Raw genomic sequence first — 23,266 nt, 5'->3', positions numbered from 1 at the left:
ACTCCGGTAGAATTCCGGAAACATTCCAGCCAGTTTGTGGCTTAAAATTCACTCCAACTTTTGGGGTTCAGTTCAAAGGACTCGCAGTTGGTTTTTTTTTTTGCGATCACGCAGGCTTGTTTTCGTTAATGTAAGCGGCCAAGCGCTTCATCGCTTCTTCCAGATCCGCCATCGATGCCGCGTAGCTGACCCGGACGTAATGTTCACCACCAGGGCCAAAGCCATTGCCAGAAATCAAGGCGAGCTTATTTTTGCGCAACAGATCATAGCAAAAGGCATCATCATCTTGGATGTAGCCGGCTGGGATCTTGGCGAACACGTAAAAGGCACCATTAGGGTTAGGAACGCCAAAACCCAAGGCGGTCATTTTGGCGACCACGAAATCACGCCGCTTGATGTATTCAGCCTTCATGGCTAAGCTGTCTTTGCGGCCGGCTTCTGTTGACAACGCTTCGATCGCCCCGGCCATGGCAGGGTTTGATGGGCAAGTGACGTTAAAAGCATGGGCTAAAATGACTTTGGCCATCAATTCCTTGGGGCCTGCCACAAAGCCGATGCGCCAGCCAGTCATGGCATGTGACTTGGAGACGCCGTTGATCAACAAAGTCTGTTCTGGCAAGGCCTTGGCAAAGCTATAGTGCTGGGCGCCATAGGTCAATTCAGAATAGATCTCATCTGAGATCACGATCATATCCGTTTTGGCGATCACCGCTGCCAGTGCTTGGACTTGTGCTTTGCTGTAGGTGACCCCAGTGGGGTTGGACGGGAAGTTGAGCAAGATGGCTTTGGGATGGTTTGCGGCGATCGCTTTTTCCAATTGTTCCGGCGTCAAAACGAAACCGGTGCTTTCGGTGTTCATGTAAACCGGTTCTGCCCCGTTGATGCGGACCAGCTGATCGTATAACGAGAAGGTCGGGCTAGGCATCAAGATCTTGTCGCCAGGATTCAAAGCGATGTCTAAGCAGGCGTGTAAGGCTTCGGTGGCGCCGACAGTGACGGTGATCTCACCGTTGGGATCATAGGTCAAGTCGTAGCGATCTTGTAAGAAACCGGCGACAGCTTCGCGAAAGGCCGGCCAGCCAGGGGTGGGGGCATAGTGTGATTGGTTGGCAACGATCGAGTCGATCGCCGCTTGTTTGATATGTTCTGGGACATTGAAGTCGGGTTCGCCTAGGGATAATTTGATCACCCCAGGGACTTTGCTGGCTTCAGCGTCAAAAACCCGGATCGGGTTGGCGCCTAAGCCATCATAAGTATGTTTGAGATCTTTCAATAATGCGGGTTTCGTATTGGGCATAAACAAGTTCCTTCTTTCCTTTTCAAGCAGCGTAAACGCAAAAACACCGGGTGCCGATTGCGGCATCCGGTGTTAAAGGTTCTCCATCAAAAGGAGCGGTTCAACCTTGCACGCAGATGCCGATACGTCATCCGCGCGCCACAAAGGTTCCTGGCGTTCGGATGACTATCCGAAATACCAGGAGAAAAATCGGCGTGCAACTGTGGTTGAACGAAGTGTCATAAGGTTTACTTCCTGTCTTGTGATTGCCATAAACTTACAACGGAATTCTAATCTTGTCAAGGTGAGATTTTGATCAAACCACCAGGAAGTGTTTCGATCACGCCGGCAGTGACGTATAATCGGAGCATTGAAGAAAGTGGGGATCAGGAATGCTGTGTCCGCAATGTGGAACTGAAAATCATGCAGGTCGTGTGTATTGTCAAGAATGCGGGGCGTTGTTAGTCGCCAAAAAAAACCACCAGCGCAAACAGCGCCACCAGTGGTGGCCGGTGTTAGGAGTGGCGATCGTATTGGTGATCGCGGGGCTTTGGTGGGTCAAACAGCAATCGCCGCGTGCCCAGCATATTCCGGTAAAAGTGGCGCGCCAAAGCCAATCTGCGCCGCCAGCCTCGGCCCCTAAGCCGGCCCCAACGCCGACATTGCCCACCAAGCAGCTCCAACAAATTGCGCAAAAAACGGTTCTGGCGGTACCAGGAACGAATTCCGTTTATGTCAAAAAGTTCGCCACCGCTGGTACCTATGTGGCCAATAACCGCCCGCAGCGGGCGGCTAGTGTGATCAAGTTGTTCATCATGGCCACGGCGTTTCAACAGATCGCTGCCGGCAAGTTCACGTTAAATGAGCCGTATACGCTCACGGCAGCGGATAAAGTCGGCGGCTCTGGGGTGATGCAAGGCTTTAGTGTGGGCACCAAGGTGACGTTGGCGCAAGTGATGCAATATATGATGGATGATTCTGACAACGTCGCGTCAAACATCATGTTGGCCAAAGTCGGCGGCTTAGCGGCGGTGAATGCTGAATGTCGGCACATCGGCACCAAAGATACGATCATGGCGCGCAAATTGATGGACATGCAAGCCTTGGCGGCAGGGCATGACAACATGACGTCAGTTGCAGATCTGGGCAAGTTGTTAAGCAAGCTCTATCAACATCGCTTGGTCAGCCCAGCTGCAGATACGCAAATGTTGGCGTTATTGGCACAAAATAAAAACCACACCAAATTGCCAGCCCAGCTCACCGGTGCCAAAGTCTATAACAAGACAGGCGAATTCGGCGATTATGGGGTGCAAAATGATGCGGCGATCATTGCCAATGATCACGGCGCTTTTGTGGCAGTCGTGTTAGCTCAAGGCGGCGCGCAGCAAGCACAGATCCAAGCCCAAAGTAATTTTGGCGCGCAGGTGTATGCGCAATTGCTCAGCCGCTAGCGGCGGTATAACGCCAAGCCGCGGTGCAGCCGCGCTAAGGCAGTGGTCAATAGCGCTGGCGGACAGGCAATGTTCATGCGGATAAAGGTTTGGCCGTTGCCGCGAAATTGGGCTCCCGGGCTCAGCCGTAAGCCCACATTGGCTTGTAAAAAGGCACATAAGTCGCTGGCGTCATCCGTCATGGCACTGACATCCAGCCACATCAGATAAGTCGCTTCCAGCGGGGTGCAGGCTAATCCGGGGATTTCGGCGATCGTTGTTTGAACAGTGCGCAAGTTGGCTTGCAGTTGTTGCCGCAAGGCGGCTAGCCAAGCGTGGCCTTTGGTGTAAGCGGCGATCACGGCAGGAATGGCCAAGAGATTCGGTCCGTCAACCTGATGGATCGCCAGCGCATGGGCGACGCGTGCGCGCAAAGGCGCATCAGAGACAACGGCAACGCCGGTATGCAAGGCGGCGACGTTGAAAGTTTTACCTGGAGAAAGCAGCGTGATCAAGCGTTTTTGCAACAAGTCCGGCAAGGTAAACGCTGGGGTGTAATCTCGGTCGGTGAGGCGCAGATCGCCGTGGATCTCATCGGCGATCAACAAAACGTCATTGGCCGCACAAAGTTGGGCGATTTGCAGCAGCTCGTTGCGGCTCCAGATGCGGCCGATGGGATTATGCGGGTTGCATAAGATCATCATGGTCGTAGTCGGCGCCGCAAGGACCTGGGCTAACGCCTCAAAATCCAGTGCATACGTATGGGTGATCGGCGAGTAGCTGAGGTCGGCGCTGATCACTTGGCGGCCGGCGGCTTCGATGGCTTGATAAAACATATGATAAACTGGGGCGGTGACGGCGATTTGTTCGCCAGGCTGGGTGAATTCGCGGATCAATGCCGCTAATGCCGGCATGACGCCGGTGGTGTAAAGCTGCCATGCTTGTGGCAAGCGGGCGTGGTGTTCTTGGGCATACCAAGCGCTGATCGCAGCATAAAATTCAGCTGGCGGGGTTTCGTAACCAAAAATGCCAGTGGCGACTTTTCGCTGCATCGCCGCGATGATCTCCGGGGCAGTTTGAAAGTCCATATCGGCGATCCACATCGGCAGCTCATCTTGGGTGCCGGCCCATTTGACGGAATCGCTGTTGCGCCGGTCGTGCACAGTGGTGAAATCATACATGATTGTTTGCGCCTCCTGATTGCTTTATGCTCATTATACGCCCATTGTTGGCGCCGCGTATTTGACGCGACTAACACAACCTCAAGAAGGAGGATCGATATGGTCCCTACCCAAAAGCCCAATGTTAAGCTGAATCAGCGCCGAGGCGTCCTCTATGCGATCATTGGGGCCATGCTTTGGGGGCTTTCCGGATCAGTGGCGCAGTATTTATTTGCTTCAGCGCATTTGGCGCCAACTTGGCTGGTAGGGGTGCGGTTGTTTTGCGCCGGGGGCTTGTTGTTGGGCTGGTATGCGCAAGCGACGCATGCATCGCTGATCCGCATCTGGCAGCGGCGCAACGGCTGGCGGTTGCTGGCGTTTGCATGGTTGGGGATGTTGCCGTCGCAAGCGACGTATTTTATGGCGATCAATTATGGCAACGCAGCAACCGCTACGGTCCTGCAGTTTTTGGGCCCCTTGTTTATTGTTGTCTATATGGCGTTGGCCAATCGCCAGTGGCCGCGCCGCATCGATTTGCTTGCGATCGGCTTGGCCATGTTGGGGACATCCTTGTTAGTCACACAAGGACGCTTGACGAGCTTGGCCATCAGCATCCCTGCAGTCGTATGGGGATTATTAGCCGGAGTGAGCCAAGCTAGTTATACGTTGTTGCCGCGTCGATTATTGCGTGAGTTTGATGCGCGGTTGGTGGTGGGTTGGGCAATGCTTTTAGGCGCCATGTTTTTTTGGCCGCAACTGCTGACGGTCCAACCACCGGCCTTATCCGCAGCGGACTGGTGGGGGATCGGGTTTATCATCGTCGGCGGCACGATGCTGGCGTATTTGTTTTATCTCAAAAGCTTGGCTTATATTTCGCCTAGTGCCACGGGGATGTTGAGTGCGTTTGAGCCCTTGACGGCGACGGTGGTGGCGGTGGTGTGTTTAGGGACTCGCTTGGCTTTGGCAGAGCTCATTGGCGGCGCATTGATCTTAGTCACCACTGGCTTGCAGGCCTGGCCCCAAAAACCATGGGCAAGCGCTGAGGGGATTTTGACTGGGAAATGTGAAAAATATTAGAAAAATTGTTGACAGGTGAGATTACCTGTCTTAGTATTAGTGTCAATCGAATAACCGTTCATACAAACCGATGAGGTGGAGATCAAGACTGTTGTGCCCGCACAGAGAGCGACCGGAGCTGAAAGTGTCGTCGAACGCAGGCAGTTAAATGGACCACCGAGGGTTTTCTCGAAAGCTGCGATCAGCGAGTACGGAAAAACGTGTTGGCATACGTCAGTTGTCGCAAGAGTGTTGGCTCTTGGCTAAGTGTGATCTCATACAGTAAGCAAAGAGCCTAGGTGACGTTTAATGTCCCTAGGCATTTTATTTGCCGTCAAGATCAAAGTAAGGTGGCACCGCGGGAAACCGTCCTTAACAATTTGTTTGTTATGGGCGGTTTTTTTGATATCTAAATAAAGGGGTGTTTCAAATGAAAAAGTCATTGATTATTGCCGGGGTCATCGCCATGGGAGCAGGCGCGTTAGGGGCGCAAAGCACCACGGCGCATGCCGCCAAGCAACACATATTGAATGCCGCAGTTTCAACTGAGCCCAGCTCATTAGATCCTGCGCATTCAGTCGATAATGTCTCAGAAAACATGATGGAACAGATCATGACCGGGATCTATACGCGTGATGGGAATGGCAAAGTGGCGCCAGCCATGGCGACCAAGGTCGTCAAGCCAACCAATGGCGGTTTGGTTTACACCATTCCATTGCGGCATGATAATTACTTCTCAAACGGTGATAATGTCACCGCACAAGACTTCGTTTATTCGATCAAGCGGATCGTGGATCCTAAGACGAAAACCGAATTTGCCTACAAATTTGAAAACATCAAGAACTATCAAGCCATCTTGGATGGCAAAATGTCCCCAGATCAGTTAGGGATCTCGGCTCCAAGCAAGTACACCTTGAAAATCGAATTGTCCCAGCCAGTGCCATATTACAATTCTCAGCTGACCGAGTATTATCCCACCTCAGAAAAAGCAGTGAAAAAGTACGGCCAAAAGTTTGGCACAACGGCCCAAACCACAGTTTCTAATGGGGCTTATCGGCTCAAAAACTACGATGGCACCGGTGATTCTTGGGATTATGTGAAGGACCCGCATTATTTTGCGGCTAAAACCGTTAAGATCAATAAAGTGCATGTTCGGGTAGTCAAAGATGCCGCGACAGCCAACAACTTATTCACCGCCGGCAAGCTCGACGATGCCCCGATTTCTGGAAACATGATCGTTAAGAACCTGAACAACAAGGCCATGGTCAAAACCCCAGCGGCCAATATGAACTACTTGCAATTCAATACGAAGAAAAAAGAACTCAACAATGTTGACCTGCGCCGGGCAGTCTCTTATGCCTTAGACCGCAAGCAACTGACCAAGCGTGTTTTGCAAGACGGCTCGCAACCGGCCAAAGCCTTTTCACCACATGGGTTGGTCACCGATCCAAAAACGGGCAAAGATTTCACCTCTGAAGTGACCGAAAAGATCACTTACAATCCGACTAAGGCCAAAGCCTATCTGAAAAAGGCATTGAAGGCGGTGGGTAAAAAGCAGATCAGCTTCACCTTGCTGACGGCGGACAACGAAGTCGACAAGCAAGTCGGTGAATACGTCCAAGGACAATTGACCAAAATCTTGCCACAACTAAAAGTGACGGTTACCAGCGTGCCTAAGCAAACCCGGATCCAACGGTCGCTTGATGGGGATTTCGACGCCGTCTTGATGAGCTGGAACTCAAACATCCAAGATGCTTCTGATTACTTAGATACCGCTACTGCCACCAACATCTCCAACTTCTCACGCTTCAAAGACGACCAGTACACCGCATTGATGAAGACCGTTGATACCACCACCAACCAAACCCCAGCACAACGGCTGAAAGAAGAACAAGCTGCCAACGCGCGCGTAGTCAACGTTGCCGGTTATATCCCAGTCTTCCAAAGCGCCAACGATCGCTTGATCAACACTAAAATCGGCGGCTTGCACTACACCTTATTCGCTGATGCACACTACAAAGACGCCTATTTCAAATAAACCCAGAGCGGAGCATGCCGGTATTAGGGGTGTGGGTAAGGCAGCGTGACGCGTTATGGCGACAGCCATGGCGTGGCGCGATGACTTATCTGCGACCCCGTTGGCATGCGCAGCTCGACGAATAACCCAAAGCGGAGCATGCCGATTTTAGGGGTGTGGGTAAGGCAGCGTGACGCGTTATGGCGACAGCCATAGTGTGGCGCGATGACTTATCCGCGACCCCGTAGGCATGCGCAGCTCGACGAATAACCCAAAGCGGAGCATGCCGGTTTTAGCGATGTGGGTAAGGCAGCCTGGGTGCGGTGCGGCACGCACCGTGACCGGGATGACTTACCCGCAATCGCGTTGGCATGCGCAGCTCGACGCCAAACCCCAAAGCGGAGCATCGCGGTTTTAGGCAGGTGCATAAGACGGCTTGGGCGCGTGATGGCGCAGCCATAGCGTGGCGCGACGACTTATCTGTGACCCCGTAGGCATGCGCAGCTTGATGCCACCCGCTTCACCGGATGTTGTCTTAAGAAAGAAGGGCCTCATGTTTCCTCAAGAAGAATTTCTCACGCGTTATCTCGCTTTACAGTCAGTTTCTTTACATGATGATAATCAGATCCAAGCCACCGCTGAGTTTTTGCAGGCGCATTTTAACCAGATCGGCGCTCAAAATGTCCAGATCTTAACCACGAAGGTGACTAATCCTGCCGTTTATGCAGAGCTTCCGGCACAAGTGCCGACTGATGTGACCGTGTTGTTTTACAACCACTATGATGTGCAACCGGCTGAGCCGCTGGACTTGTGGGATAGTGATCCGTTCACATTGACGCAAAAAGACGGGGTCTTGTATGGGCGCGGGATCAGCGACGATAAAGGCGAGCTGGCTGCGCGCTTAGCAGCGATCCAAGACTTGCAAGACGCTGGTCAATTGCCGGTGAATGTGAAGTTTTTGATCGAAGGGGCCGAAGAACAAGGCAGTCCCAACTTGCCGGTATTGCTGGATCAATATCGCGATTTGTTAGCGGCGGATTTTTGTATCTGGGAATCTGGCGGCAAAGACGAAAGCGGAAAAATGAAGCTCTCGCTGGGGGTCAAAGGCGGCGTTGCGTTTCAACTGGATGTGCGCAATGCGGATCGTGATCTGCACTCCAGTCTAGCCGCGATCACGGTCAACCCGGCTTGGCGGCTGGTGCAAGCCTTAGCGACGTTAAAAGATGAACATGATGAGATCACCATTCCTGGCTTCATGGCCGATATCATCCCGTTGACCGCAACGCAAAAGCAGATCGTTGCAGAGTCAGAATTTGATTATGCCGCTTATGCCAAAAACGCCGGCTTAACGCACCCAGCTACAGTCAAAGACCCAGCTGCGGCGTTAGTCGCCCGGCCGAGTTTGACGATCAATGGCTTGTCCAGCGGTTATGAAGGCCCCGGCACCGGCAAAATGGTCTTGCCGCATGCGGCCAGTGCCAAGGTGGATCTGCGCATCGTGCCCGGCCAAACCGTTGAACATACGGTAGAATTGATCCGCGCCGCGTTAGATGCCAAAGGCTACCAAGACGTGGTGTTGTCGAAAGTCTTAGGCGAACCCCCATTTCGCAGCGATCCCGATCATCCGTTGGTGCAAAAAGCGATCGCTGCTGCCAAGCGCGCTTATCCGCAAGGGGTGGCCGTGGCATTGAATGCCGCCGGCTCTGGGCCGATGCCGTATTTTTACGCGATCAATCACGCCCCGATCATTTCTGTTGGGGTCGCCAATGCCAACAGTGCTGCGCATGGTCCAAATGAAAATGTGCGACTGCGCGATTATCAAGAATTCATCGCTTACCTTAAAGCGTTGTTGCCAGCATTAGCAGCAAAATAGGGGGACAAATTAAGTGCGTTTTACCTGTGACGCTAGTATAATGCAAGACGTAAGGACGGCTTGTGTTTCCTTATCTTTCCGTTTACGCTGCCTTTACAGCGGCAAATTGGTTCCCCCCGAAGCTTTTTGCCCCGTCCCGGCCGCTTGGTCGGGATTTTTTTTAGCCCTGGACAAGTCGGCTGTGCTTGGCTACGATGAAGGCGCAAAACAGTTCACGAAACGGAGGGTGTGACATGGTAAAAATCGGTCATAGTAACGTTGAAGTCCCAGCGCTGGGGTTAGGCACCAATAAAGTCGGCGGGCATAACTTGTTTCCCAATTTAAAAGACGATAATGGCGTTGCCGTCGTCAAAGAGGCATTAGCCAAGCACATTACCTTGTTGGATACGGCATTTATGTACGGCTTAGGCCGCTCTGAAGAACTGATCGCCCAAGCGCTGCAAGGCGTGCCGCGAGCACAAGTGATCATTGCCACCAAAGCCGCGCAAACGCCTCAAGATCCCAAGGTGCGCGACAACAGCCCGGCGTTTTTGCAGCAAGCGGTCGCAGACGCTTTGGCGCGGTTGCAAACCGATTATGTGGACATTTTCTACATCCATTTTCCCGATGAAAAAACGCATAAAGCCGCTGCGATCAAAGCTTTGGCTAAATTGCGTGATGCCGGTAAGCTGCGCGCGATCGGGGTTTCTAACTTCAGCTTGGCGCAGCTGGAAGAAGCCAATGCTGATGACTTAGTCGATGTTGTGGAAGATCACTACAGTCTTGTGCATCGCGATGCCGAAAAGACACTGTTTCCTTATTTACGGGCGCATCACATCAGCTTCGTGCCATATTTCCCTTTGGCGTCCGGCTTGTTGACCGGCAAGTATGGCCCAGCAGATGCCGCCAAGTTCCCACAGTATTCGGCGGCTAAATATGCGGCGATCATGGCGGGCTTAAAGGTGGTGCGCCGAATCGCCCAAGCCCATAAGGCGACCGTCGCCCAAGTCGTTTTGGCTTGGTACATGGCCAATCCCGATGTTGCGACAGTGATCCCAGGCGCACGGCTGCCGGAGCAAGTCGATCAAAACGCCGGGGCTTATGCGGTCCATTTGACGCCAGCTGAGTATCAGCAAATCGACGCGGCCTTTCAATAAATTACAGCAATAAGCAGGCGCCACTGACCAAAATCGGTCGGTGGCGCCTGCTTATTGCTGTAAATAAAATCAATGACGGCAACACTCATACCGTATCTTGACAGATCGCGGTAAAGGCGCGTGCTTGCGGCAAGTCTTGACTGGGCGCTTTTTGCACTAAGTAGGTATTGCGCGTAAACGGTTTGCCAGCTAGCGTCAAGGGTTGCCGAAAACCGGTGAAATGCCGTAAGGCCAAGCCTGGTGCCAACGCCCAACCTAAGCCGGCAGCAACAAATTCAACGCTAGAAGCGAGGTTATCAACCGACATAATCGTTTGCTTTGCAGGATTGAGGTGATGTTCGCTCAACCATTGCTGCATTGCGTTTTGAAAGCTAACATCGCTGCGGCGGCTAATGAATGGAAGGTGTGCCAAGTCCGCAAGCATCAGCGGTTGTTGGTTGATCAAATACACTGTGTCCGTGGCGATACAGGACTTGGCAAGGCTGCCGTAGAAATCGCCGCGCACGATCCCTAAATCACATTCATCGGCTAAGACGCGCTGATAGATATTGCGGCTATAACCGGTGTTGATGGTAAGCGCGATGTTGGGATAAGCGGCATGGAAGCGTGACAGGATCGGGGCTAGTGCAAACTGAGCAAAATCCAGCGAGCAGCCAATGACTAAATTTCCATGCAATGGGGTACTCGGATCGCCCAAGGCAGCGTGAAGATTTTGGGTAATGCGCTGGATCTGCCGGGCGGCAGTCAAAGCAGCCAGGCCAGCTGGGGTGAATAAGATTCCTGTGTTGCTGCGAATGACCAGTTGTTGATCGAGCTGCCCCTCTAACGCATGCAGCCGTTTGGATAAAGAAGACTGGTTGATAAACAACAATTCTGCCGCGTAGGAGATGCTCTTCGCTTTTGCTAATGCCAATAACATTTCGATATCGCGTTCATCCATAAATTTTCCTCCATAATCTTAGTATACGCGTGCACTAGGATGCTGAAAACCTTGGGCAGTCGTTTTGGGCATGGCGAGTCGGCAATTTTGGTACTTTTCGGCATGGCAACAAGCGCTTACAGTAGAGACATCTTAAAGAAGAAGGTGGACCTATGGCAATCACGACGAGTGCCTTAGCGGGCACATTAGAATCCAGTGACGCCCAAGTGTTGATCGAACCGCGTGCCCAAGGCGTGCAGATCAACTTAGAAAGCAGTGTATATGCCCAATATGGGGCGCACATCGAACAATTGGCGCATGAACTGGTTGAGACGTTAGGTATTACCAATGCGACGATTTCCATTACAGATAAAGGGGCATTGGATTGCACGCTTAAGGCGCGCATCGAAGCCGCCTATTATCGCGCGCTCGGCAAGCAACAAGATTTTGATTGGGAGGTGTTATAGATGACTGTAACGGATCGAATTCGCCGGACCATGATCTTTTTGAATACGCAACGGGCCGCCTTGGTAAAAGATGCATTCATCTACCGTCCTGACTGTGTGATCTTGGATCTTGAAGATGCTGTGGCTGCTAATGAAAAAGATGCGGCGCGCTTTCAGTTGTATCAAACCTTGAAGCATGTCGATTATCGCGGCGTTGAGCGTTGGGTGCGGATCAACGGTTTGGATACTGACCTGTTTGAAGAAGATATCAAAGCGGCCGTAGCTGGCGGCACTGAAGGGATCCGGTTGCCAAAGACAGAAACTGCAAGTGATGTCCAGTTGGTCGAAGAAAAAGTGGCCGCTGCCGAAAAGCAGTTTGGCCGCCCAGTTGGCTCGACCATGTTGATGGCGGCTTTGGAATCGCCACTGGCGATCATCAATGCCTTTGAAATTGCCAAAAGTTCTCCACGCTTGATGGGGATCGCCTTGAGCGCAGGAGATTACGTGCGCACATTGCATGCCAAGCGGACGGTAGCCGGCATCGAGTTATTTGGTGCGCGCAGTCAGATGATCATTGCCGCACGCGCAGCTGGGGTGATGGCATTTGACACGGTGTATACCGACATCGATAACATGGCTGGCTTCAAAGAAGAAGTCGAATTGATCAAAAATATGGGATTTGACGGCAAATCGTTGATCTCGCCGAAGCAGATCAAAGTTGCTCACGAGATCTTCAATCCTTCTGCCAAAGAGATCACCCATGCTGCGCACGTGATTCAAGCAGTGCGCGATAATGGGGATAAAGGGGTCGGTGTTTTGACAGTCGACGGAAAGATGGTCGATATCGCCTGGGTCGAAGGCGCGCAACGCACCTTGGATTTGGCTAAGGCGGCAGGTTTATATAAGGGGGATTTAGCATGATCAATGCAGCAGGACGAGAGATCCCAGATGAATTTTTGCATGATGGCGTGGAGCCATTTCAAGGCATCTATTATCGTGATGGTTACCATTATCAAAAAGCTGCTCCAACTGTGCGCGCGTATGTGCGCCCCCAAGCGGATAAGCTGGTTGACTCAGTCAAGGATGCCGTCATTGCCACCGGCTTAAAAGACGGGATGACGATTTCCTTCCATCATCATTTGCGCGACGGTGATTACGTCGTCAATATGGTGATGAAGGCGATTCATGAATTAGGGATCAGAGACTTGACCGTATGTGCCTCAAGCTTGGGCAAAGCCCACAACTATTTGGTGACTTGTATCCAAGACGGTACTGTGACTGGGATCTCGACATCTGGGATCCGCGATGAGATCGGGGAAGTGATCTCAGCTGGCCAACTTAAACACCCTGCCGTCATTCGCACACATGGCGGCCGCGCCCGGGCGATTGAAGACGGGACGATCCATATTGATGTGGCCTTTATTGGCGCTTCGACCAGCGATCAATATGGGAATGCGAGTGGTAAAGGCGGCCAGTCTGACACCGGCGTGTTGTCGTATATGGGCTCTGATGTGCATTATGCTGATCAAGTCGTGATCTTAACAGACACCTTGGTAGACGCACCAAACTTTCCTGCCGCGATTCAAGGTATCGATGTTGATTACGTGGTGCTGGTCACAAAAATTGGCGACCCTAACAAGATCGCAACCGGGGCGTTGCGCTTGAGTAAGGATACCCGAGAACTTGGCATCGCCGAAAATGCGGCCAAGTGTATGTATCACTCAGGCTTGTTCAAAGACGGCTTCACTTTCCAAACTGGTGCTGGTGGTCCGAGCTTAGCCACGACGATTTTTTTGAAGCAATATATGCAACAAGAGCATATCAAGTGCCGCTGGGCCATGGGTGGCGTGACTGAACCGATCGTCAACTTATTCCATGAAGGCTATATCCAGAATATCTTGGACGATCAAGCCTTCGATCTGGCGGCAGTCGGCTCTGTTTTGACAGATACCAATCACTATGAGATCACCGCTTCTCAATATGCCAACCCATTCAACAAAGGGGCCTTTGTCAACCAATTGGACTTTGTGATCTTAGGCGCGTTAGAAGTCGATGTCGACTTTAACGTGAATGTTGTCCAAGGGTCAAATGGGATCTTGCAAGGCGCGCCAGGAGGTCATCCTGATACCGCTGCTGGCGCTAAGGTAACGATTATCGTCGCACCATTGATCCGCAGCCGCTTAGCGACTGTGCGCACCCGTGTGACCAGCGTCACGACGCCTGGCGAAAGTGTTGACATTGTGGTCACTGATTACGGTGTGGCTGTCAACCCGCGGCGCCAAGATTTACTAGCGGCATTTGCCGACACCGACATTCCGTTGTTATCGATCGAAGAATTGCGTGACTTGGCGTATCAGTATGCCGGCGAACCATCACCGTTGGAATTTGAAGACCAAGTCGTGGCTTTGATCGAATACCGCGACGGGACGCTGATCGACGTAGTGAAGAAGCCGAAGTTGCAAAAGTAGAGGCAATCAGCCAGCCGCCAACGAATGTTTAGGAGGTGGAGTGGGTGTTTGATGATGCGAGTGCTTTGATAGTGGCACGCATGCATTTTGATTCTGGACAGACATTGACAGAGGAGGTCTATCAAGCGATCAGGCAAGCGATCATCACAGGTGAGCTGTCTGCACAAACGCGGGTCAACGAGTATGCGTTAGCGCAGTGTGCCCATATCAGTCGCACCCCGATCCGCCACGCAATGCGTCGCTTGTTAGCTGCGGAGCTCGGGTATTTACGCAAGGGTGCGGTGTATGTTAACTGTGCAGTTGCGGCATCATTGCCGCAGGTTTTTGCTGTGCGTCAAGCGTTAGATAGTCTAGCGGTGACCACGGCGCAGCAACAACAGGGGAAAAAAGATGAGCGCCGCTTTGCGAATGTGTTATTAGCAGCGCGACAGGCGGATGCAGCGGGTAATATCGATGCAGTACAAGTCGCCAGCCGGCAGTTTAATGCCTTGTTTTATCAGCTGGCAGCAATGCCTCACCTGACGCGGATGAGCCAGGAGTTATCGCCGTATTTTGCGTGCTATCGGGCGATTTCATTGGCCGATGCCGGGCGTCGACAAGCGGCGATGCGTGAGCATGAACAGTTGGCTTGGAGTTTTTTCCATGAGGATACGGCCTGCTTAGTCGCCAAGTTAAGTGCCCATGAACAAGCTGCAGAAGCCTTTGTGGCTGCACAACTGCCGTCACTCAAATAAGCAAAAAGCTGAAACCCAAAAGCGGTTTTAGCCCATGAAAAAGCGCCTTGGTACCGCGATTTGTGCTTAGAATCGCGGTACCAAGGCGTTTTGTTATGGAAGTTGCTGATGGCATGCAGACGATTGATGTTCGAGATGAGGGGTGAGACACGACTTTACCGTTTTGGCTGCTTCGCCAGCCAGTCCACAAACCGCGCCACCACCGGGGATTTTTGGCTGGCAGCTGAATAGTAAAGCCAAGTGGAGCGGGTGAAGGGCTGACCGTTGAGCCAAGTCAGCGGCAGCTGGTAGCCGCCAAACCCTTGCAAGCTGGTGGTGGGCAAAATTGCCCAGCCTAAACCGGCTTGCACGAAGGCCAGCGCCGTATCGATGTTGCTGGTGTGGATGCGTTCAGGGGCGGCGGTGGTGAAGCGTTCATGCCACCAGCGGTCGATTTGGCTGGTGAAATACGGGTCGGTGCGGTAGCGCACTTGCGGGGTGTTAGGCAAATCCGACAATTGCACCGGCGCAGCATTGGCCAAACACAGCGATTCAGTTTGCAACAGTTGCCGGTGATCCGCCCAGGCGTAGCCTTCGCGCAAAATTGCTACCGGCACACTTTGGTTTTGCAACAAGGCGTAAACATCGCGAGAACGCGCCGTTTGCACATTGATCAACACTTGCGGATATTGGGCTTGAAAGGCTTTAAGCAATTGCGGCAGCTGATAATGCGCAAAGATCTCCGTGACGCCAAGATTCAAAGTGCCGCGCAAGCCTTGAGCCGTATCGTGCAAATCGGCTTGCAAGTTTTGGTAGTCATTTTGCAACACCGTGCAGTGTGCCACCAAGCGCTGGCCGGCGGCGGTGAAGCGGATCCCGGCGTGTTCGCGGATCAACAACGCCACGCCAAACTCCGCTTCGGTTTTGGTGATGCGTTTGGTCAAGGCAGGTTGTGAAATAAACAGCCGCGCCGCTGTTTTGGTAATATTGCGCTCTTCGGCTAAGGTCAGCCACATGGTCACGTCGCGTAAGTCCATCGAATCGCCTCCATAACGGATGGTTATTGCTGCCATCAGAATAGCATATTTTACGTTATTGCTGAAGGCTTCTATGCTGATCTTGTAACCGAATTCACAATGGAGGCGAGCTTATGGGACTCACGATCACAGAAAAATGTATCAAAAAAAGCATCGTGGCCGGCGATTGGCAGCAGCGCGGCAGCCGCATCGGGCTGCGGGCCCATCAAACCTTGGGGTATGATGTCAATGCGGTGATGACATTTTTAGCGTTGGATCAGCTGGGCATTGACCGGGTCAAAACCGAAGTCTCGGTGCAATATATCGATCACAACATGCTGCAAGCCGACTACAAAAATGCCGACGACCATCTTTTTCTTGAGCAAATGTGTGCCAAATATGGCGTGATCTGCGCCCGGCCAGGCAGCGGGATCTGTCATCAATTACATCTCGAATACTTCGGCGTGCCAGGCAAGACTTTGATCGGCGGCGATTCGCATACCCCAGCGCAAGGCGGGTTGGGGATGCTAGGCATTGGTGTGGGCGGATTTGATGCGGCATTGGCCATGGCCGGGCACCCGGTGTACTTGGCGATGCCGCAAGTGGTCAATGTGCACTTAAGCGGGCAATTGCCGCCGCTGGTTTCGGCCAAAAACGTGATCTTAGCGGTACTGCAAAAAATCGGTGTCAAAGGCGCTGTGGGCAAGGTCTTAGAATATACCGGCCCAGGCGTGGCGACTTTAAGCGTCACCGAGCGGTCTACGATCACGAATATGAGTACGGAAACCGGGGCAACGAGCGCCATTTTTCCTAGTGATGACACGACGAAAGCCTGGCTGGCGGCACATGACCGCCAAGCCGATTGGATCGCTTTGGCAGCTGATGATGATGCGCGATATGACGCTCGGCTTGACATTGCCTTAGATCAACTGGAGCCTTTGATCGCTTTGCCGCATTCGCCAGGTCAAGTGGTGCCAGTGGCTGAAGTAGCTGGGATCAAGTTAGATCAAGTGATGCTTGGCAGCTGTACCAATACGGCCTTGCCGGATGTGCTGCAAATGGCGGCAATGTTCAAAAATCAGCGTGTGGCCAGCCATGTTGATGCGGCGTTATATCCGTCAACTCGGACGGTGATCAAAGCGGCGCTTAAAGCCGGTGCCTTTGGGGCATTGGTGGATGCTGGGGTACGGATTTTTGAACCCAGTTGCGGCGGGTGCAATGGCTGCGGCTTTGCTCCGCAAAGCCACGGGGTCTCTTTGCGCACGACCCCGCGGAACTTTGCTGGGCGCTCAGGGACTGCCGATGATCAAGTATACTTGAGTGCACCGGAAGTGGCAGTGGCCAGTGCCATCACCGGCGTCATCACTGATCCGCGCACGCTGGCTTGGGAACCTGCCGAGTATTCAGTTCCGACGCACTTTGAGCGGCCGGCAAATTTATTTATCGTGCCAGAACCGGTGACGACGGTGACTTATGGGCCGAATCTCTTGCCGCTGCCCCAGTTTGGCCAACACGCGGCCAAGCTCGGCGGGGAGGTGTTGTTGAAGCTGCCAGACAATGTGACGACTGACGATATTTGCCCGGCAGGGGCGTTATATCTGCCGATCCGGTCTAACATTCCCGCAATTTCCAAGCATAGTTTTCAAACTATCGACCCGACTTTTTATCAGCGGGCGCGCGATGCGGCTGGCGGGGTATTAGTCGCCGGCAACAATTATGGGCAAGGTTCCAGCCGCGAGCAAGCGGCGATCATCCCGCGGTATTTGCGCATCGCCGTGATCATTGCCAAAGGGTTTGCGCGCTTGCATCTGGCGAATTTGGTTAATTGGGGCGTGGTGCCGCTGATTTTTGCAGACGCAAACGACTATGCCAAAATCCATGCCGGCGATCAGCTGCAAGTGGCACTGGCTCAGTTTGAAGCAGAGCCGACGGTCACTGTGACCAATCTGACGCAAAACACCACCTTCACCGCTAAAACCCCGTTAGGCAAAGCCGACCGCCACACGGTGATGGTCGGCGGCAAGTTGAATGCGATCAAAGAAAGCGAGGCCCAAACATGCGATTAAGTGCCCTTGGAGGATGTTATCAAGCGGGTCAATGGCAGTTTCCTGCTGCCATGGCGCCAGCCGAATTAGCTGCCGCGCGGCAAAAAACGATCGCCGCGAAGATCATTGCCCAGCATAATACCGGGACCCAAGACCAGCTGGCGCTGCATTTTGACGCCTTGGCGTCTCATGACATCACTTATGTTGGTATCGTGCAAACCGCCAAAGCCAGCGGTTTGGATCATTTTCCGATCCCTTATATCTTGACCAACTGCCACAACAGCTTGTGTGCCGTCGGCGGGACGATCAACGCCGATGACCATCGTTTTGGGTTATCCGCGGCGCAAAAATACGGCGGTATTTTCGTCCCGCCGCATTTGGCAGTGATCCATCAATACATGCGGGAAATGGTCGCCGGCTGTGGCAAAATGATCCTAGGTTCTGATTCTCATACCCGCTATGGGGCTTTAGGGACCTTGGCGATCGGCGAAGGCGGCGGCGAATTGGTCAAGCAATTGCTGGGGCAAGCGTATGAATTAGCCCGTCCGGAAGTGGTCGCCGTTGAATTAAGCGGCCAGCCCAAACCCGGTATTGGGCCGCAAGATGTCGCGTTGACTTTGATCAAAGCCGTGTTTGCCGAACATTTTGTCACCAATAAGATCTTGGAGTTCATCGGCCCCGGCATTGCCAACTTGCCGATGGATTTTCGCAATGGCATCGATGTGATGACCACTGAAACCACGTGTTTATCGTCGATTTGGCAAACTGATGACACCACTCGTGCTTGGCTAGCGACTCATGGCCGGGTGCAAGATTATCACCGCTTGGCGCCGGATCCAGGGGCATATTATGACCGCGTGATCCAGCTGGATTTGAGTACCGTCGAAGCGATGATCGCTTTGCCGTTTCATCCCAGCAATGCATACAGTATCCATGAGCTCAACGAAAATCTCGATGAGATCATCCATGATGTCGAAGTGGCCGGGCAAAGCCAGCTGAGTGACAACCTGGCGTTAAACTTGCACGACCATATTCATAATGGCCGATTGTATGCTCAAGAAGCATCGATTGCAGGGTGTGCCGGCGGGACTTACGGCAACATTCATGCCGCCGCCAGCTTATTAGCCGGCCAAGATATTGGCCCCACCGGCTGTGACTTGTCGGTTTATCCGGCATCTATGCCAGTGGCGGCGTATTTGATGCAGTCAGGTGAAGCCAAGGCGCTAGTTGATGCCGGGGCGATCATGAAAACCGCTTTTTGCGGCCCGTGTTTTGGCGGCGGAGAGACCCCAGCTAATGGCACCTTAGCGATCCGCCACACCACTCGCAACTTTGTGCATCGCGAAGGCTCCAAACCAGCAGCCGGCCAATTAGCCAGCGTTGCTTTGATGGATGCGCGCTCGATTGCCGCTTCGGTACTCAATGGCGGGGCGATCACGGCAGGCACCGATGTGGCATGGCAAGACCCGCATACCCCACCTTATGTGTTTGATGACCGCAGCTATCACCATCGGGTTTTTCAAGGCAGTGGCCAGCCGCAAGTTGACTTGCCGCTGCAGTTGGGGCCGAACATCAAGCCTTGGCCGGAATTGATGCCATTGCCGGATCAGTTGCTCTTGCAAGTGGCGAGTGTTTTGACTGATCCGGTGACGACCACTGATGAATTGATCCCGTCTGGGGAAACCTCGAGTTATCGCTCGAATCCGGAGCTTTTGGCCAACTTCACCTTGTCGCGCAAGGACCCTGAGTACGTTGGACGGGCGCGGGCGGTGCAAAAAGGGGAAAAATTGCGGCAAGCCAAGCAGCAGCCGGGACTGGCTTTGCCAATCACCACGCCGATGCCTTTGGGGACCTTGATTGCTGCGCAGCGCCCAGGTGATGGGTCTGCGCGCGAGCAAGCGGCCTCTTGTCAAAAAGTGCTCGGCGGTTGGGCGAATGTGGCAGTAGGCTATGCGACCAAACGCTACCGCTCCAACTTGATCAACTGGGGGATATTGCCATTGATCAATGCCGATTTTCACCCGGCAGTCGGCGACTGGCTGCAATTGGCAGCGCTGCACGCGTTTATTCAAGGCCAAGTACCGACGTTAAACGGGCGCTTGTGGCATGCCGGCCAATGGCAGCCGGTGCAGTTTACCATTGGGCCATTGACCGCTGAAGAACGCGCGATCCTCTTAGCTGGCGGCTTGATCAACTACAATCGTCAAGAAAGGAGCAACGCCCATGTCGCAAACATTTGATGCAGTCGTTGCATATGCGCAGCAAGAACAACAAAAACGCTTGCCAGCAGGGCCTAAAAAGCCGGTCAAAGCCATCGGTTTGATCCCAGGAGACGGTATCGGGCCATTATTGATGACCCAAGCGACGCGGGTATTGACCCGCTTGTTGCAGGCGCAGCTGGCGGCGAAGACCTTGGAATTGGTGCCGATCACCGGGATGAGTCAAGCCGAACGTGCCCAAGCTGGCAGCGACATGCCGCAAGCGGTATTGAGCCAATTGCGGCAACTGCCGGTGGTGTTGAAAGGACCGCTGGCTGCCGCCCCTGGGCAAACCAGCCCGAATGCGGGGATGCGCCGGGCCCTTGATTTGTATGTGAATCTGCGGCCGATTGCTTTGGATGCGGCGCGGCAGTGGCATTTTTTTCGCGAAAATCTGGAAGGGCCATACTTATTAGGCGGCAAAGGCCTGCAAGTGGATGATGACTTAGCGATCGACTTTGTGGTCCAGACACATTCACAAACGCGCCGTTTAGCTAAAACCGCTTGTGAGTATGCGGTTGCTCGCGGGTTGACGCAAGTGGCGGTGGTGACAAAAGCCAATATCGTCAAATTGACCGATGGCAACTTCTTAGCAGATTGCCAAGCCGTGGCGGCGGCTTATCCGCAACTGACGGTGACGCCTTATCATATCGACGCCTTAGCCGCCAAACTGCATGATCCGGAATTTGGCCGCCAACTGCAAGTGGTGATCTTACCTAATTTATATGGGGATATCGTGACAGATATCGCCGCAGAACTGCAAGGCGGTTTAGGCACTGCAGGCGCTGGCAACTTAGGAGATCAATATGCGGTGTTTGAAGCGATCCACGGCACGGCGCCATATTTGATCAGCCATGGGCTGGCAGCTTATGCCGATCCGCGCAGCTTGTTGCGCGCCGTGGAGATGCTGTTGCGCCATATTGGCGCAGTCGCTGCGGCAAAGCGTTTGGGTTTGGCGATGAACGCTTCAGATTTGCCGGAACCAGGCGCGCAGCAACAAGTGACGACGGCAGCTTATGTGGATGCGTTATTGGCGCATTTGGATTGAGTGCGGCTGGTTTTGGGACAGCTAACTTTGCGGCTGGCAGATTGAGATAGGGGATTATCAATATCACAGTTTCCTGGGCTGTAACAGTAATATCCCATTGTTTGCGATTGTTTTTTTATTGTTTTTTTAATCGGCTGAATGTAAGCGCTATGGTATATTGAGGCGACGATAGACGTTGGTTTGATGCGACAAAGGAGGTTGTGATGGCAAAAAACGATGATGATTTGCGCTTGAATCCGCGAGATTTTGCGCAATTGGTGATCAGTTCCCACCAAGTATCTGATGACTTGGATCCTGAGGCGATCGTCAAGCGCAAGCTGACCTTGTACTTGACCGCGTATTACTTGGCAGAGCGCTTCAATCAGCTCCAAGGACAAGATCTAGGCGCAGGCAATGAGCAGGCGCAGTATCGGCAATTATTGCAACAACTGGAAGATACCAAGTTCAGTGATTGGTAAACCAAGACCCAAAAAAGCATTGCTCCGGCAGTGCTTTTTTTGTGCTCGAAAATGCACAAGAAAAAAATATTTTTTAACGAAGGCTTATTGTTTCTTAATTAATAATACAGGCGACCAGTTTTAGACTAATACAGAAAATCAGGATAATCGCATCTGGATTAATTGTATGAATGCTGATTTGTCGCCTTTTGTATCCGAATACAAGAAAATTTTCGAGATTGTACTTTTAGTGTATTTAAGCGTCCTGTTACTATCTAAATCTTAAGATTCGGGATATGATAACGATGTTATATGAGCGCTCAATATTTTACAAAATGAGGAGTGAATATTATGTTGTTGACCATTCTCGCTTATGCGATGATCATCATCTTCATGTACGTCATCATGACTAAGAAGATGTCACCGCTCTCCAGCTTGATCTTAATTCCATTGATAACAGCTATCATTGCGGTTGTGGCTGGGGTTGCTAAAACTAAAGGGGATATCGGCTCTTGGATCACCGATGGCTTAGCCACGACGGCGAACACCGGGATCATGCTGTTATTCGCGATCTTATATTTCTCGATCATGCTGGATGCCGGCTTGTTCGACCCGATCGTTAACAAGTTGATCCACTACGCTAAAGGCGATCCAATGAAAGTCTTGGTCGCTACTGCGGTGACTGCCGCTGCCGTTTCGATGAACGGTGATGGGACCACGACGACGTTGATCTGTGTGTCTGCATTCTTACCGATCTACAAGAAGTTAAAGATGAACGTCATGAACTTAGGCGTTTTGATCATTTTACAAAACACCATCATGAACTTGCTGCCATGGGGCGGTCCTACTGCCCGGGCGATGGCGGTCTTGCACGTGGATGCCAGCATCTTATCCTACTTGGCACCAGGGATGGTTTTAGCTTTGATCTACATGATCTTCTGGGTAGCCCCACACATGGGCCGTGCAGAACGCAAGCGCTTAGGGATCAAGAATTTGACCGATGCTGAAATCGACCAAATGATGGCCCCTGATGATCCAGAAAAAGAAGCCTTGAAGCGGCCAAATCACTTTGCCATCAACGGCATCTTGACCATCATCTTGATCGCTTGGTTAGTCGCTGGTTCCTTCATTGAAGCGATTTATGTGCCACCTTTGGTATTGTTCGCTGTTGGGACGGTTTTAGCTTTGCTGTACAACTACCCGGTATTGTCCGACCAATCCAAGCGGATCGGCGACAATGGTGGTGCCGCTGTGCAAGTCGTAATCTTAGTTTTCGCTGCCGGGATCTTCATGGGCTTGTTCCAAGGTTCTGGGATGGCCGATGCATTGGCGATCAGCTTCACCAAGATCATTCCGCACCAATTAGCCGGATTCTGGGGTATCATCGTGGCATTGATTTCCGCACCAGGGACCTTCTTCTTATCTAACGATGGTTTCTACTTCGGGGTGATGCCAGTCTTGGCACAAGCCGGCCGCGCATATGGTTTCTCCAACATGTCGATGGCTTTGGCTTCCTTGATGGGGCAAGCGTTCCATTTACTCTCCCCATTGACCGCGTTCATTTATCTGCTGCTGCGCTTGACCGGTTTGGATATGGGTCAATGGCAACGGGCATCTGCTAAATATGCCTTAGGGATCTTCGCAATCTTCATTGTGACGATCTTGCTGATGGGTCATATGCCTGCTTACATCCCGCAATAGCACTGAAAATTTGGGTTTCAATGAGGGTTCAGCTTGTGACCACATGCCATGCGTGGGGGAAGCGAGCGGTGCCCTTTTTATTAGGAGGCGGCGAGAAACAATAAAAAAACACTCAAAGCCACGATTAAAACAATCGCACCTGCGCATCATTGTTAGAATGGGACTGTAATCGGATTCAAGACGCCGGCAGGCGCAAAGGAGGCATAGGATGTTCCGTTTTTTTAAGAAAAAGCAACCGGCGGCGCCTGTTGAGGCACCGAAACCGGC

18 protein-coding genes are annotated in these 23,266 nt (G+C 52.5%); 14 read left to right on the top strand and 4 right to left on the bottom strand.

All coding sequences use genetic code 11. The features are described from left to right. Positions 1 to 106 precede the first annotated feature (106 nt). Positions 107 to 1,297 (bottom strand): aminotransferase class I/II-fold pyridoxal phosphate-dependent enzyme, encoded by a 1,191-nt coding sequence (locus EKM91_RS12255; RefSeq protein WP_125754208.1) that lies wholly within the window; start codon positions 1,295 to 1,297, stop codon positions 107 to 109. Between the two features lie 413 nt (positions 1,298 to 1,710). Between EKM91_RS12255 and EKM91_RS12250 the strand changes: the two genes are divergently transcribed. Then, positions 1,711 to 2,727 carry a serine hydrolase gene (locus tag EKM91_RS12250; RefSeq protein ID WP_164508584.1) on the top strand — a complete coding sequence of 339 codons (1,017 nt, stop codon included), beginning with the start codon at positions 1,711 to 1,713 and terminating at the stop codon, positions 2,725 to 2,727. Here EKM91_RS12250 and EKM91_RS12245 read toward each other — a convergent pair. Next, positions 2,724 to 3,887, bottom strand: coding sequence for a MalY/PatB family protein (locus EKM91_RS12245; RefSeq protein ID WP_125754206.1), 1,164 nt, complete (start codon positions 3,885 to 3,887; stop codon positions 2,724 to 2,726). The two genes, EKM91_RS12250 and EKM91_RS12245, sit on opposite strands and share 4 nt — an antisense overlap. Before the next feature lie 99 nt (positions 3,888 to 3,986). Here EKM91_RS12245 and EKM91_RS12240 point away from each other — a divergent pair, with 99 nt between their 5' ends. The 4 genes from EKM91_RS12240 (at position 3,987) to EKM91_RS12225 (ending at position 9,948) form a co-directional block, all read left to right on the top strand. Then, positions 3,987 to 4,943: a DMT family transporter gene (locus EKM91_RS12240; RefSeq protein ID WP_125754205.1), complete on the top strand. Its 957-nt coding sequence runs from the start codon at positions 3,987 to 3,989 to the stop codon at positions 4,941 to 4,943. Positions 4,944 to 5,352: 409 nt separating this feature from the next. Next, positions 5,353 to 6,960, top strand: a complete 1,608-nt coding sequence (locus tag EKM91_RS12235) for a peptide ABC transporter substrate-binding protein (protein ID WP_125754204.1) — start codon at positions 5,353 to 5,355, stop codon at positions 6,958 to 6,960. Between the two features lie 532 nt (positions 6,961 to 7,492). Then, positions 7,493 to 8,812, top strand: a complete 1,320-nt coding sequence (locus tag EKM91_RS12230) for a M20/M25/M40 family metallo-hydrolase (protein ID WP_225419526.1) — start codon at positions 7,493 to 7,495, stop codon at positions 8,810 to 8,812. Between the two features lie 233 nt (positions 8,813 to 9,045). Further along, positions 9,046 to 9,948, top strand: a complete 903-nt coding sequence (locus EKM91_RS12225) for an aldo/keto reductase (protein WP_125754202.1) — start codon at positions 9,046 to 9,048, stop codon at positions 9,946 to 9,948. An 85-nt stretch (positions 9,949 to 10,033) separates the two neighbouring features. On the opposite strand, the gene EKM91_RS12220 is transcribed toward EKM91_RS12225, so the two are convergent. Continuing rightward, positions 10,034 to 10,888, bottom strand: coding sequence for a LysR family transcriptional regulator (locus tag EKM91_RS12220; protein ID WP_125754201.1), 855 nt, complete (start codon positions 10,886 to 10,888; stop codon positions 10,034 to 10,036). A 152-nt stretch (positions 10,889 to 11,040) separates the two neighbouring features. Between EKM91_RS12220 and citD the strand changes: the two genes are divergently transcribed. From citD to EKM91_RS12200, 4 genes are read left to right on the top strand one after another with little or no spacing between them, the layout of a single operon-like run. After that, positions 11,041 to 11,334: a citrate lyase acyl carrier protein gene (gene citD / locus EKM91_RS12215; RefSeq protein ID WP_125754200.1), complete on the top strand. Its 294-nt coding sequence runs from the start codon at positions 11,041 to 11,043 to the stop codon at positions 11,332 to 11,334. Then, positions 11,335 to 12,234, top strand: a complete 900-nt coding sequence (locus EKM91_RS12210; RefSeq protein WP_125754199.1) for an aldolase/citrate lyase family protein — start codon at positions 11,335 to 11,337, stop codon at positions 12,232 to 12,234. Continuing rightward, positions 12,231 to 13,781, top strand: a complete 1,551-nt coding sequence (gene citF, locus EKM91_RS12205; protein ID WP_125754198.1) for a citrate lyase subunit alpha — start codon at positions 12,231 to 12,233, stop codon at positions 13,779 to 13,781. Before EKM91_RS12210 ends, citF begins: the two co-directional genes overlap by 4 nt. Positions 13,782 to 13,825: 44 nt before the next feature. Next, entirely contained in the window at positions 13,826 to 14,515 is a 690-nt protein-coding gene (locus EKM91_RS12200) for a GntR family transcriptional regulator (protein ID WP_125754197.1), read from the top strand. 155 nt (positions 14,516 to 14,670) lie between these two features. On the opposite strand, the gene EKM91_RS12195 is transcribed toward EKM91_RS12200, so the two are convergent. Next, complete coding sequence (locus EKM91_RS12195) at positions 14,671 to 15,531, bottom strand: LysR family transcriptional regulator (protein ID WP_164508583.1); 861 nt, start codon at positions 15,529 to 15,531, stop codon at positions 14,671 to 14,673. 113 nt (positions 15,532 to 15,644) lie between these two features. On the opposite strand from EKM91_RS12195, the gene EKM91_RS12190 reads away from it, so the two are divergent. The 5 genes from EKM91_RS12190 to EKM91_RS12170 all read left to right on the top strand — a co-directional run bounded on the left by EKM91_RS12190 (position 15,645) and on the right by EKM91_RS12170 (position 22,999). Further along, complete coding sequence (locus EKM91_RS12190) at positions 15,645 to 17,576, top strand: aconitate hydratase (protein WP_125754195.1); 1,932 nt, start codon at positions 15,645 to 15,647, stop codon at positions 17,574 to 17,576. Then, positions 17,567 to 19,795, top strand: coding sequence for a hydratase (locus EKM91_RS12185; RefSeq protein ID WP_125754194.1), 2,229 nt, complete (start codon positions 17,567 to 17,569; stop codon positions 19,793 to 19,795). The genes EKM91_RS12190 and EKM91_RS12185 overlap by 10 nt, the downstream gene beginning before the upstream one ends. Then, positions 19,779 to 20,861 carry an isocitrate/isopropylmalate family dehydrogenase gene (locus tag EKM91_RS12180; RefSeq protein WP_125754193.1) on the top strand — a complete coding sequence of 361 codons (1,083 nt, stop codon included), beginning with the start codon at positions 19,779 to 19,781 and terminating at the stop codon, positions 20,859 to 20,861. The genes EKM91_RS12185 and EKM91_RS12180 overlap by 17 nt, the downstream gene beginning before the upstream one ends. Before the next feature lie 200 nt (positions 20,862 to 21,061). After that, the gene (locus EKM91_RS12175; RefSeq protein WP_379896624.1) at positions 21,062 to 21,319 is read left to right on the top strand and encodes a hypothetical protein; all 258 of its coding nucleotides are present in this window, start codon (positions 21,062 to 21,064) and stop codon (positions 21,317 to 21,319) included. Positions 21,320 to 21,649: 330 nt separating this feature from the next. Further along, positions 21,650 to 22,999: a CitMHS family transporter gene (locus tag EKM91_RS12170; protein ID WP_125754191.1), complete on the top strand. Its 1,350-nt coding sequence runs from the start codon at positions 21,650 to 21,652 to the stop codon at positions 22,997 to 22,999. Positions 23,000 to 23,266 lie beyond the last annotated feature (267 nt).

The sequence above is a fragment of the Lacticaseibacillus baoqingensis genome (assembly GCF_003946165.1).
Taxonomy (GTDB): Bacteria; Bacillota; Bacilli; order Lactobacillales; family Lactobacillaceae; genus Lacticaseibacillus; species Lacticaseibacillus baoqingensis.
This window is presented reverse-complemented; position numbering and strand designations above follow the sequence as displayed.

What these genes read in the sequence shown, in the direction of transcription:
- EKM91_RS12255 (WP_125754208.1), bottom strand. Translation starts at nt 1,297, where the DNA reads ATGCCCAATACGAAACCCGCATTATTGAAAGATCTCAAACATACTTAT.
- EKM91_RS12245 (WP_125754206.1), bottom strand. Translation starts at nt 3,887, where the DNA reads ATGTATGATTTCACCACTGTGCACGACCGGCGCAACAGCGATTCCGTC.
- EKM91_RS12240 (WP_125754205.1), top strand. Translation starts at nt 3,987, where the DNA reads ATGGTCCCTACCCAAAAGCCCAATGTTAAGCTGAATCAGCGCCGAGGC.
- EKM91_RS12235 (WP_125754204.1), top strand. Translation starts at nt 5,353, where the DNA reads ATGAAAAAGTCATTGATTATTGCCGGGGTCATCGCCATGGGAGCAGGC.
- EKM91_RS12230 (WP_225419526.1), top strand. Translation starts at nt 7,493, where the DNA reads ATGTTTCCTCAAGAAGAATTTCTCACGCGTTATCTCGCTTTACAGTCA.
- EKM91_RS12225 (WP_125754202.1), top strand. Translation starts at nt 9,046, where the DNA reads ATGGTAAAAATCGGTCATAGTAACGTTGAAGTCCCAGCGCTGGGGTTA.
- EKM91_RS12220 (WP_125754201.1), bottom strand. Translation starts at nt 10,888, where the DNA reads ATGGATGAACGCGATATCGAAATGTTATTGGCATTAGCAAAAGCGAAG.
- citD (WP_125754200.1), top strand. Translation starts at nt 11,041, where the DNA reads ATGGCAATCACGACGAGTGCCTTAGCGGGCACATTAGAATCCAGTGAC.
- EKM91_RS12210 (WP_125754199.1), top strand. Translation starts at nt 11,335, where the DNA reads ATGACTGTAACGGATCGAATTCGCCGGACCATGATCTTTTTGAATACG.
- citF (WP_125754198.1), top strand. Translation starts at nt 12,231, where the DNA reads ATGATCAATGCAGCAGGACGAGAGATCCCAGATGAATTTTTGCATGAT.
- EKM91_RS12195 (WP_164508583.1), bottom strand. Translation starts at nt 15,531, where the DNA reads ATGGACTTACGCGACGTGACCATGTGGCTGACCTTAGCCGAAGAGCGC.
- EKM91_RS12190 (WP_125754195.1), top strand. Translation starts at nt 15,645, where the DNA reads ATGGGACTCACGATCACAGAAAAATGTATCAAAAAAAGCATCGTGGCC.
- EKM91_RS12185 (WP_125754194.1), top strand. Translation starts at nt 17,567, where the DNA reads ATGCGATTAAGTGCCCTTGGAGGATGTTATCAAGCGGGTCAATGGCAG.
- EKM91_RS12180 (WP_125754193.1), top strand. Translation starts at nt 19,779, where the DNA reads ATGTCGCAAACATTTGATGCAGTCGTTGCATATGCGCAGCAAGAACAA.
- EKM91_RS12170 (WP_125754191.1), top strand. Translation starts at nt 21,650, where the DNA reads ATGTTGTTGACCATTCTCGCTTATGCGATGATCATCATCTTCATGTAC.